Annotated in this window: 11 protein-coding genes and 1 pseudogene; 5 read left to right on the top strand and 7 right to left on the bottom strand. The window is 67.9% G+C overall.

The genetic code is table 11. The annotated features are described in order from the left end of the window. The 4 genes and pseudogenes from LGN19_RS36740 to LGN19_RS36725 form a co-directional block, all read left to right on the top strand. Positions 1-224 (top strand): annotated as a pseudogene (locus LGN19_RS36740) (putrescine ABC transporter permease PotI); the annotation flags it as partial. A 115-nt stretch (positions 225-339) separates the two neighbouring features. After that, complete coding sequence (locus LGN19_RS36735; protein ID WP_122946441.1) at positions 340-1,917, top strand: DUF3138 family protein; 1,578 nt, start codon at positions 340-342, stop codon at positions 1,915-1,917. 110 nt (positions 1,918-2,027) lie between these two features. Next, positions 2,028-3,332 carry an NAD(P)/FAD-dependent oxidoreductase gene (locus tag LGN19_RS36730; RefSeq protein WP_226219944.1) on the top strand — a complete coding sequence of 435 codons (1,305 nt, stop codon included), beginning with the start codon at positions 2,028-2,030 and terminating at the stop codon, positions 3,330-3,332. A 25-nt stretch (positions 3,333-3,357) separates the two neighbouring features. After that, positions 3,358-4,659: an NAD(P)/FAD-dependent oxidoreductase gene (locus LGN19_RS36725; protein ID WP_226219943.1), complete on the top strand. Its 1,302-nt coding sequence runs from the start codon at positions 3,358-3,360 to the stop codon at positions 4,657-4,659. Between the two features lie 113 nt (positions 4,660-4,772). Here LGN19_RS36725 and LGN19_RS36720 read toward each other — a convergent pair whose 3' ends face one another. From LGN19_RS36720 to LGN19_RS36690, 7 genes are all read right to left on the bottom strand, one after another. Continuing rightward, positions 4,773-5,438: a DUF799 domain-containing protein gene (locus tag LGN19_RS36720; RefSeq protein ID WP_174963246.1), complete on the bottom strand. Its 666-nt coding sequence runs from the start codon at positions 5,436-5,438 to the stop codon at positions 4,773-4,775. Between the two features lie 10 nt (positions 5,439-5,448). Next, entirely contained in the window at positions 5,449-5,892 is a 444-nt protein-coding gene (locus LGN19_RS36715) for a DUF4810 domain-containing protein (RefSeq protein ID WP_174963245.1), read from the bottom strand. Positions 5,893-5,959: 67 nt separating this feature from the next. Beyond that, positions 5,960-6,631: a CsgG/HfaB family protein gene (locus LGN19_RS36710; RefSeq protein ID WP_205819808.1), complete on the bottom strand. Its 672-nt coding sequence runs from the start codon at positions 6,629-6,631 to the stop codon at positions 5,960-5,962. Positions 6,632-7,298: 667 nt separating this feature from the next. Then, positions 7,299-8,657 (bottom strand): glutathione-disulfide reductase, encoded by a 1,359-nt coding sequence (gene gor / locus LGN19_RS36705; protein WP_174963243.1) that lies wholly within the window; start codon positions 8,655-8,657, stop codon positions 7,299-7,301. A 243-nt stretch (positions 8,658-8,900) separates the two neighbouring features. After that, the gene (locus LGN19_RS36700; RefSeq protein WP_043185162.1) at positions 8,901-9,125 is read right to left on the bottom strand and encodes a hypothetical protein; all 225 of its coding nucleotides are present in this window, start codon (positions 9,123-9,125) and stop codon (positions 8,901-8,903) included. A 375-nt stretch (positions 9,126-9,500) separates the two neighbouring features. After that, positions 9,501-10,622 (bottom strand): porin, encoded by a 1,122-nt coding sequence (locus tag LGN19_RS36695; RefSeq protein ID WP_122946445.1) that lies wholly within the window; start codon positions 10,620-10,622, stop codon positions 9,501-9,503. Between the two features lie 318 nt (positions 10,623-10,940). Beyond that, positions 10,941-11,642, bottom strand: coding sequence for a YoaK family protein (locus tag LGN19_RS36690; protein ID WP_226219942.1), 702 nt, complete (start codon positions 11,640-11,642; stop codon positions 10,941-10,943). A 284-nt stretch (positions 11,643-11,926) separates the two neighbouring features. On the opposite strand from LGN19_RS36690, the gene LGN19_RS36685 reads away from it, so the two are divergent. Beyond that, positions 11,927-12,265, top strand: a complete 339-nt coding sequence (locus LGN19_RS36685) for a hypothetical protein (protein WP_226219941.1) — start codon at positions 11,927-11,929, stop codon at positions 12,263-12,265. Positions 12,266-12,303 lie beyond the last annotated feature (38 nt).

Raw genomic sequence — 12,303 nt, 5'->3', positions numbered from 1 at the left:
TCGACGATCTGGTGCTGTCGGCGTTCCTGTCCGGGCCGGGCTCGACGACGCTGCCGCTGGTGGTGTTCTCGCGCGTGCGGCTGGGGCTGAACCCGGAGATGAACGCACTGGCGACGCTGTTCATCACGGCGGTGACGATCGGCGTGATCGTCGTGAACCGGATGATGATCGCGCGTGAGCGGCGCCGCGTGGCCGACATGAAGGCGGCGTTCGCGGTGGCGTGACGCCCCGCCGCCCGCCTCGAAGATAACAAGCACGGCAGACAAGCAAGACGCGCTGCCCCGGGGGGGCGCGCGATTCGATCCCGATTTGACAGGCGCACGACAAGGAGAATCCGCAATGAAGAAGAAACTGATCTGCCTGCTGGTGGCCGGCGCGTTGCCGGGCATCGCGCTGGCCGACTCGACATCCGCCGAGATCAAGGCGCTGCAGGCGCAGGTCACGGCGCTGCAGAAACAGATGAAGGCGATGCAGGCGCAACTGTCGGCGAAGGGCGGCACCGCCACCGCCCAGGCCGGCACGAAGGTCCAGGCCGGCGCCGCGCCGGTCGCGGTGGCCGTCGATCCGAGCTCGCCGGACTATGGCAAGGCACAGGCCACGCTGACCAACGACGAGGTCGGCGAAATGAAGCAGCAGATCGCGAACCAGCAGCTGAAGGTCGACTCGCTGACCGATGCGGCCAACACGGGCCCGCTCGCCGGCCTGTCGGTCACCGGCTACATCGATCCGACCTACATCTACAACCGCGCGCCCGGCACGTCGTCGTTCCTGTTCGCGAACCACGAGAACGCGTACAACTACTTCAACAGCACGTTCGGCGATCTCTACCTGGACATCAAGAAGACCTTCGGCGTCGGCCCGATGGCGCCGTCGGCGGAAATCACGCTGATGCCGAACCGCGGCAACGGCATCACGCTGCTGCAGAACTCGCGCGGCTCGATCACCGACAACCTGCTGAACACGGCGGTCGTCAACGTGCCGATCACCGCCGAGACGACGCTGGTCGCCGGCCTGATCCCGAGCTTCGGCGGCTACGAGGTGCAGCAGTCGAACCAGATGCTCACGCTCACGCACAACCTGCTGTACGATTTCTCGGATCCGGGCAGCTACGTCGGTATCGGCGCGAACTACACGAAGGGCAACTGGGCGTGGAAGTTCTTCCTCGGCAACGAGCAGTACCGCACGTACGGTTCGGTCACGACGACGGGCACCAACGCGCTCGGCGATCCGATCACCACCAGCAACAAGGTGCCGACCTTCACCGCGCGCGCGGACTACACGTGGTCGAGCGCGCTCGATCTCGGCGGTTCGTTCAACATCGGCCGCCAGACGCTCGCGAGCGCGATCGATGCGAACGGCGTCGTCCACTACGGCCCGGGCGGCGCGGCACCGAGCGCATACGGTTCGTTCTTCTTCGGCGAACTCGACGCGACTTACACGCTCGCCGATATTCAGTACAACGCGGAAGTCGACTACGGTCGTCAGCAACATGCGGCGTTCAACGGCGGGCTCGCGCAGTGGTACGGCCTGTCGCTGCTCGCGCACCGCAAGTTCAATGCGCCGGTGGTCGGCCGCATGGGCGTGACGCTGCGCTATGACCTGCTCGCCAACTCGAAGAACGGCGGCGGCGGTGGCGGCATCGCGCTGAACGGTAACGGGATGGATCCGAGCAACGGCTTCGGCGTCGACGCGGACTGCCTCGCGCAGTCGAAGGCCGGCGGCGGCCTGGGCTTCGAGTGCAAGGGGGCGGTACGCCAGGATGTCGCGCTCGACCTGCTGTTCTATCCGACCCAGCAGATCACCGTGAAGGTCGAATACCGGCACGACTGGGCGAACAACAAGGTGTTCCTGCGCAACGACGGGTCGTACGGCAAGTCCAACGACCTGCTCGCCACGCAGTTCATCTATTCGTTCTGACGCGGGGCGCGCGGGACGCCGTGCCGCGCGCACGGCGTCCCGCGCCGTTTTACCGGCCGGATGACGGTGCGCGATGCACCGCCACCGGCTGCAACGAGGGAGTCCGATTCATGACGCAGTCTTTCACCCGCCGCGCCGATGCGCTCGCGCGCGACTCGTACTACGAAGCGACGGCCGTGCGCCCCGCCGTGGACGACCCCGCGCTCGACGGGACGATCGACGTCGACGTCTGCGTGATCGGCGCCGGCTTCGCCGGCCTGTCGACGGCGCTCGACTGCCGCGCACGCGGGCTGTCCGTCGCGGTGATCGACGCCCACCGGCCCGGCTGGGGCGCGTCGGGCCGCAACGGCGGCCAGGCGATCACCGGCTTCGCGAAGGACGAGGAGATCGAGCGGCAACTCGGCGCCGACGGCGCGCGCGCCGCGTGGTCGCTGTCGCTCGACGGCGTCGCACTGATCGCCGAGCGGATCGCGCGCTACGGGATCGACTGCGATTTCACGCGCGGCTACCTGACCGTCGCGACGAAGCCGCGCCGCATCGACGACCTGCACGCGTGGATGGACGCCGCGACGTCACGCTGGGGCCATCCGTCGCTCGCGTGGCTCGAGACCACCGACATCCGCACGCGCATCGCGTCGACACGCTATCTGGCCGGCGTGCACGATCCGCTGTCGGGCCACCTGCATCCGCTCAAGTACTGCCTCGGCCTCGCCGATGCCGCGCGGCGCGAGGGCGTCGCGCTGTACGCGCAGACGCCCGCGCTCGACGTCGTGCGCGGTGCGCGGCCCGTCGTGCGCACGCCGTCGGGCGACGTGCGCTGCCGCTTCGTCGTGTCGTGCTGCAACGCGGGCCCCGGCGGCGTGCTGCCGGCCGCGACGGCCGCCCGCATCGCGCCGATCGCGTCTTACATCATCGCAACCGAGCCGCTCGGCCAGGCTCGCGCCGACGCGCTGATCGCGCAACGCGAAGCCGTGTGCGACAACAACTTCTTCCTCGACTACTTCCGGCTGTCGGCCGACCACCGGATGCTGTTCGGCGGCCGCGCGAATTCGGCCGGCGCGTCGCCCGCCACGCTCGCCGAAACGATCCGGCGCCGCATGGTCGGCGTGTTCCCGCAGCTCGGCGACGTGCGCGTCGACCACGCGTGGGGCGGCTTCGTCGACGTCACGCGCAACCGCGCGCCGGATTTCGGCGCGCTCGACCCGAACTTCTTCTACGTCCAGGGCTTCAGCGGTCATGGCGTCGCGCTCACCGGCATCGCCGGGCGCGCGGTGGCCGGCGCGATCGCGGGCGACTCGCGCGCGTTCGACCTGTTCGCGCGCATGCGTCACCGGCGCTTCCCCGGTGGCGACGCATGGCGGCAACCCGCGCTCGAACTCGGAATGCTGTACCACCGCGTGCGCGAGCTGTTCTGAGCCCAACTTTTCCGTTCTCCTGACCATGCAGACATTCGCCAACCAGCCGCACGTCGCGTCCTACTACGCGGCGACCGCCAACGATTCGACCCGCCACGCGCCGCTCGCCGGCACGATCGATGCCGACGTGTGCGTGATCGGCGCGGGCCTCACGGGCCTGTCCGCCGCGCTCAACCTCGCCGAGCGCGGCCATTCGGTGACCGTGCTCGAAGCGTCGCGGGTCGGATGGGCGGCAAGCGGCCGCAACGGCGGCCAGCTGATCGGCGGGTTTGCGTGCGACATCGACACGTTCGGGCAATTCATGCCGGAAGGCGACGTGAAGCGCATCTGGGACATGGGGCTCGAAACGCTGGCGCTCGTGAAGTCGCGCATCGCAAAGCACGACATCGATTGCGCGCTGGTGCCCGGCTACCTGACCGCCGCGAACACCGAGCGCGACGCCGATGCGCTGAAACGCTGGCGCGACGAGGCCGCGAAGCGCTTCGGCTACGACCGCTTCCACTTCGTCGAAGCCGACGAACTCGGCGACTACGTGCAGTCGGCCCGCTATTGCGGCGGGCTGTACGACCCCGACAGCGGCCACCTCCATCCGCTCAACTACACGCTCGGCCTCGCCCGCGCGGCGACCGACGCGGGCGTGCGGATCCACGAGGACAGCTGCGTGACGCGCGTGCGCGACGTCGCGGGCGGACATGTCGTCGAGACGAGCGGCGGCAATGTGCGGGCGCGCTTCGTCGTGCTCGCGTGCAATACCTTCGTCGGCACGCTCGCGCCCGCGCTGTCGAAGAAGATCATGCCGGTCGGCACCTACGTGATCGCGACCGAGCCGCTCGGCAACGCGCGCGCCGCCGCGCTGATGCCCGCGCGCGCGGCGATCTGCGACAGCCGCTTCGTGCTCGACTATTTCCGGCCGGCGCCCGACACGCGGCTCGTGTGGGGCGGCAAGGTCAGCTATTCGACGCGGGAGCCGCGCGATCTCGCGGCGGCGATGCGCGCGGACATGCTGAAGACGTTCCCGCAGCTCGCGGACGTGAAGGTCGACTACGCGTGGGGCGGCTTCGTCGACATCACGATGAACCGTGCGCCGCACTTCGGCCGCATCGCGCCGACGATGTATTTCGCGCAGGGGTTCTCGGGGCACGGCGTGAACACCACCGCGCTCGCGGGCAAGCTGATCGCCGAGGCGATCGACGGACAGGCGAGCCGCTTCGACCTGTTCGACAAGATCCGCCATCGCGACTTCCCGGGCGGCGAGGCATTGCGCACGCCGGCGCTGGTGCTCGCGATGAGCTGGTACCGGCTGCTCGACGCGTTCGGCGTGCATTGAGCGGCGGCGTACGCGCCGCTTTTCCGGCCCGCCACCCACGCAAAAGGCCGCGCATCCCCGCGCGGCCTTTTTTGCTTCAACGGCGCGCAGCGGCGTCCGTCATGCGTCGCCCGTCAGTCGGTGCCGTACTTCGGCGAGTGCGGGCCGTACAGCAGGCCGGTCGGCGGCCCTGCCGTCAGCAGCCGCCCGCTCGTGAACGCGGCGACGTCGTGGCTCTGGTCCATCAGCGTGTTCGCGATCTGCTTGACCGCCGCCACCACGAGCATGCCGATCAGGCCGCCGCCGCCGCTGTTGCCGCCTTCGTCGCTCGCCGCGCTGGCGTGGCCCTGCCACAGCACGTCGCCGGTGCGCAGGTCGACGAGCTTGGTCGACGCGGATACGACCGTCGCGCTCGCGATGATCCGGTACACGGTGCCGTACTGCGACACCTTCGTGTACAGCGCGGCGTCCGCGCCGAAGATCTCGCGCAGCTTCGCGGGCGGCGTCTCCTGGATCTCGGCCGCGTTGGTCAGGCCGTTCTGCTTGAAGGTCTCGTCCATCACCGCGACCGGCACCACGTAATAGCCGGACTCGGCGAGCGGCAGCGTCATCTGCGACAGCATCCCGTAGGTCGCGCCGACCTCGGAGGTTTCGTTGACCGGCGGCAGCACGAGGATCGAGCGCGGCTGGCTCTTCTTGAATGCCGTGTAGTCGGGGCGTTTCACCGGCTGCGCGCACGCGCTCAGCAGCGCGACGAGCGACAGCACGGACATCAGCTTGAATGAGAGAGACTTGAACATGGCGGGCGCGTCACTGTTTGGCGGTGGTCGGGTCGGCATTTTTCTGGCCGGCGATCGTCTGGCCGGCACCCTTCTGCACGGCGGCCTTCGGATCCGCGGCTTTCGGCGCGCCGGTTTTCTTCTTCAGCAGGAAATCCATGTAGGTCGAGGATTCCGGGAACAGCTGCTTCTCGGCCTGCAATTCCTGTTCAGCCTGCTGTTCGCTGCCGACGCTCGCGTACAGCATCCCCAGATGCGCATGGAAGCCCGGCGGCGGCGTATGGCCCTTCCCGCGGATCTCCTGCAGCGCCTTTTCGAGCGCGTCGATCTGCTCCTGCGGCGACTTCTGCCCCTTGAAGTACTCGTACACCTGCGGCTGATAGCCCGTCCACTGATACAGCGGCGGCGTCGAGCTCGCGCAGCCCGCGAGCAGCAATGCGGCGGCCGTCGCCGGCAGCCAGTTACCCCGTTTCATGGTCTCTTCTCTTTTGATGTCGTGGTGATTCGATCGCCTGCGGCGCCGGCCCCGGCGCGCGCGGCGTTTACGGCGCAGTCTTCAGTGCGCCGGCGTCAACCTGCTCGGTGAGATGGTTCACGGCTTCCTGGATCGCGAGATCGAGCACCTTGCCGTTCAGCGTCGAGTCGTAGCCGGCCGTGCCGCCGAAGCCGATCACCTCGCGGTTCGACAGGCTGAACTCGCCCGCGCCCTGGCTCGATGCGACAACTTCCGACGTCGTCGTGTCGACGATGTTCAGGTTGACCTTCGCGTACGCGACTTGCGTCTTGCCGCGGCCGAGAATGCCGAACAGCTGGTGATCGCCGACGTCCTTGCGGCCGAACTCGGTCACGTCGCCCGTCACCACGTAGTTCGCGCCCTTCACGGCCTGCGCCTTCTTCATGAAGCCCGCTTCCTGCTTGATCTCGTCGAGGTTCTCGCGATCGAGCACGTTGAAGCGGCGGCTCTGTTGAAGGCGCGTGACGAGGATCGTCTTCGCCTGCCCGCCGAGGCGGTCGATGCCGTCCGAGAAGATGCCGCGCATGTAGCTCGAGCGGTTGTCGAACTTGCCGACCGCGATCGCGACGGGTTTGCCCGCATACGGCTTCTGCGCACTGCTGACGGCCGGCACGTCGAGCGTGCGCGACGATTCGGTCGCGCAGCCTGACAGCGCTGCGACGACCGCGGCCGCCACGAGGACGGTACGTCGTGTCTGAATGTTCACTGCTGGTCTCCTTGCATGGAAAGATGGCCCTGTGCGGGCACGCCGGCTCGCGGACGAACCGGCAGTCGAATCGGCTACGGTACGAACATGCGTGCGCGCATCGGTGCGATGCACGCGTACGCATTCATCGCCAGGCTGGCGATCGCGGCAGGTGATGGACGGGTGCGTGCAACGGACGTGTTGCAACACGAAGACGATGCGGATGGGCAACGCGATACGCGACGGGCTCGCGTGCGTGCGTTACTTGTTGATTCTGGTAACTGCGCTGTTGATCGCGCATGATCGGCCCCGAATATGATTTTTCGCGATCATATCAAGCCTGTTTATCGAGACGAGGTGTCTTGATAAAAATTGACGATTTTCTTGCTGATATGAACGGCGCCGTCGAATTCGCCCCAAACCCTTTCCGGGCAATGATTCTCCAGCATCTGAACCGAGTGCCTTGATTATCTGTTTTTGCGGCGGCGCATCGATCGCTGGCCCGACAATATTGAGATATATCGCTTTCGGCGCTTCCCCGCATTGCCAATATATTGAAAACAATCATCGGAAATAATTGCGCTTTGCTAGGCCGACAAATCGCTCGCCGGCCCATTCCCGATCCGGCAATCCTGCGCACATTCGACGCACGCGCGCGCAGGCACGCGCGTGCCCGCTCCCGCTAATCAGCCACCTTCTGCCGCATCGTCACGAACTCCTCGGCCGCGGTCGGATGAATGCCGATCGTGTCGTCGAACTGCGCCTTCGTCGCGCCCGCGCGAATCGCGATCGCGATCCCCTGGATGATCTCGCCCGCATCGCGGCCGACCATGTGCGCGCCGACCACGCGCTGGCTGTCGCGCGCGACGACGAGCTTCATCAGCGTGCGTTCGTCGCGGCCCGACAGCGTATGGCGCAGCGCCTTGAACGACGTGCGGTAGATATCGACGTCGCCGTCGTACAGGTCGCGCGCGGTCGCTTCGGTGAGGCCGACCGTCGCGACTTCGGGCTGGCTGAACACCGCCGACGGCACCCATTCGTGATCGGCCGCGACGCGCGACCCGCCGAACAGCGTGCGGGCGAGCAGCCCGCCATCGCGCGTTGCCACCGGCGTGAGCTGCGGCCGCGACGTGACGTCGCCGATCGCATGGATCGACGGCACCGACGTCGCCGAATACGCATCGACGGCAATCGCGCCGCGCGCATCGAGCGCCACGCCCGCCTGCTCGAGCCCGAGCCCGTCGACGTTCGGCACGCGGCCGGTCGCGTAGAGCACTTGGTCGTACGGCCCGTGCCGCGCATCGCCGACGCGCACGCTCAGCGTGCCGTCGTCCGCGCGCTCGATCGACTCGACCACCGAGCGCGCGTGGATCGCGACGCCCTGCTTCGTCATCTCGTCGGTCAGGAACTGGCGCACGTCGTCGTCGAAGCCGCGCAGGATCTTCTCGCCGCGATAGAACAGGTCGACGTGGCAGCCTAAGCCGTTGAAGATGCCCGCGAACTCGACCGCGATATAGCCGCCGCCGACCACCGCGATGCGTTTGGGCAGCGCGGCGAGCGACAGCGCCTCGCGCGACGTGATCGCGTGCTCGATGCCGGGCCGCGCCGGGTGCGACGGGCGCGAGCCGGTCGCGATCGCGATGTGGCGCGCGCGGATCGTGCGTTCGCCGATCGCGACCGTATGCGCATCGACGAGCGTCGCGCGCCCGGCGTGCATCTCGACGCCCGATTGCCGCAGCAGGTTGATGTAGATGTCGCTGAGCCGGTTGATCTCGCGATCCTTCGCGGCGATCAGCGCGGGCCAGTCGAGCGTGCCGGCGCCAAAGGTCCAGCCGAAGCCCTTCGCGTCCTCGACTTCGTGCGGGTAGTGCGATGCGTAGACGAGCAGCTTCTTCGGGATGCAGCCGCGCAGCACGCAGGTGCCGCCGATCTGCTCCTCTTCCGCTATGCCGACACGCGCGCCGTATGACGCGGACATGCGCGCGAGCCGCACGCCGCCCGAGCCGGCGCCGATGACGAACAGGTCGTAGTCGAATTCCATCGCATTCCCTCATCGCAGTTCGGATGAAGGCACGATAGCAAGATTCCGGCATTCTTGCGGCGCACGGTGCAGCCGGGGGCGCGCCCAATAAAAAACGGCGAGAGACGTGGCCTCTCGCCGATCAAACCAGCTGCCGGGTGTGCCATGCGTCACCGATCGACCGCATGCCCGACTGCCGGCTGCGCGGCACCGGTCCGCCCGGGCGCGCGAAGGGCGCGCCCGCGGCCGGACCAGCCGCCATGCTCAGGCCTGCGACGTGTCGCTGCCGTCCGTCGCCTGCGTGTCGTCCGCCTGCTGCGGCTGCTCTTCCTTCTTCTCGAGCATGCCTTCGATCGCTTCCGCACCCTTGAAGCCGGCGACGGCTGCCGCCGCCTTGGTCAGCAGGCCCGCATCCGGATCCAGCTTTTCCGCGCCTTCGACAGCTGCGACTGCGCCAGCGATTTCACCCACGGTGTTCAGGATACCCATCGTCATCCCCTTTCAAGAAAATCGTGAGCGCATCGTCCCACGAAAAAAACCGGCGGACCGCGATTGTCATCACCGGATACACAAGTTACGCACCTGGCCGGCCGCACTCGCCGAGCGCGACCGGAACGACGCACGCGCGCGCCTCACGGCACGCAACGGGCGATGCACGCAGCGTAGCGGAAAGCCTGCGCGCGTACTGTAAAAGTATGTTCTGGATTGCCGACGGAACCCTTACGGCGCAGGGGTCTCGTGATGAAGCATTCGCCGAATAGTCGTGCGCGCGTATGAAGGTCGCGTGACGAAAAAAAAGAGGCGCCTGGCGGCGCCCCTTCGATGCGTGCCGGACGAGTGCCGGCGCGTGCGTTCCGACGTTCGTCAGAAGATATTGCGCAGGCCGATCGCGATGCCGGTCTGGTTGCTGCGACCCGGCAGCTCGACGTTCGCCGCGCCGGTCGTCTTGTTGAAGTCGACGGTGCCGTAGACTTCCGTGCGCTTGCTGAGCGCGTACTCGGCGATGCCGACGACCGCGTAACGGTTGCCGCTCGCGAGCGTGCCGTTGGTGGTCATCGCGTTACGCATATGGTCGTAGTAGAACGCGCCCGTCAGCGTCAGCGGCGCGCTGACCTGCCAGCTCACGCCGGCGAACGGACCGTCGTCGATCCGGCCGGTGCCCTTCGCGACCGGAATCGACTGCTGCGCGAGCAGGCTGTCGACGAAGCCCGTGTCGTCCTTCGAGCGCAGGTAGCCCGCGTAGATCTTCGCCTTGCTGAACGCATACACGACGTTCGCGTGGTAGATCGTCTGCTTGCGCGCCGAGTTGTCGCTGTTCTGCTGCGCGCCGGCCGCGATGCTGAGCGGGCCCATCACGTACGACAGCGACACGCCCCACGCATTGCCCTTGCCGAGCGAACCCGGGATCTGGCCCGAGAAGCCGCCGGCGCCGGTCGATTCGTAGTTGGTGCCGGTCGAGTACATCGCCTTCGCGGTCAGGCCTTCGAACTTGCCCGTGTACTTGATCTGGTTGTCCGCATACAGGCCGCCGCCGAGTGCGACCGGCAGCCACGCGTTTTCGAGGTAGTTACCGACCGTCAGCGGATCGTAGGTGTCCGACAGCAGGTCGAACAGCGGCGTCTTCTGGCGGCCGAGGGTCACCGTGCCGTACGGGCTCTGCAGGCCGACGTACGCAGCGCGGTTGAACAGGCGGCCGCTGTCGGCGAATCCGCCGTTCTGCAGGTTCACGCCGCTCTCGAGGTTGAACACGGCCTTCAGGCCGCCGCCGAGATCTTCCGTGCCGTAGATGCCGAAGCGGCTGTTCGTGATCGCGCCGTTGGCCATCGACAGCAGGCCGTCGTTCTTGGCGTTGGCGTTGGTCAGGTAGCGGATGCTGGCGTCGGCGACGCCCCAGAGCGTGACCGAGCTTTGTGCGGCCGCGTACTGGCTGGCGAATGCGAGCGCGGCGCCCCCTGCGATGGCTGCGAGTCGGGTGGTCTGCTTCATGAGCTTTCCTATTTGTAGGTGTCTCCATTCATGGCCGGCCGCGTGCGCAGCCGGGTGGCGATCGCTCACGTTCTTGGCGCGCGCGATGTGGGCTGAATCATATGACGAGTGCCATCGCTGAAAGAAATTGAAATGCGCGGTAACGGCGGAACTGTCGCCCGCGCACAACGCCGCGCGTGCGAGGCTTGCCCGGCGGGCGTCAGGTGCCGCGCAGCAGCGTTCGGCCACGCGGCTTACGGTACGTCGGGTCTGTAAGACTCACCCGGCGGCGGGCGCAGGGGAACACGCAGCCGCCGGGCGCACCGGCGGGATGCCCCGTTACGCCGCGACCGGCGGCTCGCCGGGCGTCGCGCGGCGACGCCACGCACGCCGCACGATTTCCGCGAACGCGCCGACGAGCAGCAGCACGGCGCCCCACAACGCGACGTCCGGCATGAGCCGCGTAACGAGGCCGCCGACCACCGCGCCGGCCAGGAAGCAGAAGCTGATCGTCGCGAGCAGCGCCGAGTCGTGCAGCGCGCCCGCGTCGTAGCGCGGGATCAGCCCGACGAACAGCTTCTGCGCGGCGCGCCGCAGGTTGCCGGTCGTCATCACCGACGTATACGACAGTTCCTCGAGATGGGTGAACGACAGTGTCTGCAGCGTCGCGACGAACGAAATCCCCGGAATCAGCCAGGCACTCGACGCGCCGACGAGGCCGCTCGCGGCGACGCCGAGAAAGGCGATCTCGACGAGCAGGCTCGTGAACGCCGTGTGCCGCATCCAGCCGCGCTGCGCGGCGAGGCCGAGCAGGTGCGCGACGAACACCGCGACCACGAAGCCGCCGAGCGGCGGCACGTGATGCAGCGCGGCGGCCCATTCGCCGGCCGACAGGTTGATGCCGAGCAGCGCGACGTTGCCGGTCATCGTGTTCGCGAACACGTGGCCGTGGCCGACATACGTGTACGCGTCGAGGTAACCGCCGGACAGCGTCAGCAACGCGGCGACAGTGAGATTGCGGCTGGCGCCGTCGAGATCCATCGAGCCTCCCGTGGTGCGCGCCGCCCGGCCGCGCGCGGCGGGCGGCGCGAAATTCAGTCCTGCCGGCTGGCGCGAACGCCGCCGGCGCTGCGCGGCCGGGCATCGCCGCGTGCCGCGCGCCAATATAATGCTCGCCGTCGGGGTGCGGATTCCCGCCGCGCGTCGCCGCGCCGGAACGTGTCCATCGCGCAGGTTTCGCCGCCGCGGCGCCGGCCGAGTATACCGGGCGGCCTGAAGCCGGTTGCCCCCGGCGGCGGCCCCGCGCCTCCTCACCGAGTCTTCGAATGACCCTCGCGAAGTTCTTCCTGCGCTTCACCGTGATCCCGTTCGCCGCGATCGTGCTGGTGGCCGTCTGGGCGTTCAACCGTGAATCGGGCGAGATCGATGCGCGCCAGTACGCGGCGCTGGTGGCCGCCTATCCGTCGTTCACGCCGAAGCTGAAACACGAGGTGGCCGACACGTTGCGCGGCGGCAAGATCGCGAAGGCCGACTACGGCACGATCATGCGCGATGCGCTCGAGGCCGGTTACGTGGTCGACTGGCCCGCTGCGACGGACGACGTCGGCAGCGAGCGGGGACGGCTGCTCGGGATCGTGAACGGCGACCTGCCGGCGTCGCAGTAGCCCGCAGTGGCGGTCGGCAACGGCCGGCTGCGGGAAGG

This window comes from Burkholderia sp. AU30198, assembly GCF_020419825.1.
Classification (GTDB): domain Bacteria; phylum Pseudomonadota; class Gammaproteobacteria; order Burkholderiales; family Burkholderiaceae; genus Burkholderia.
Note: the sequence above shows the minus strand (reverse complement) of the source record. Positions and strands in the feature narration are given on the sequence as shown.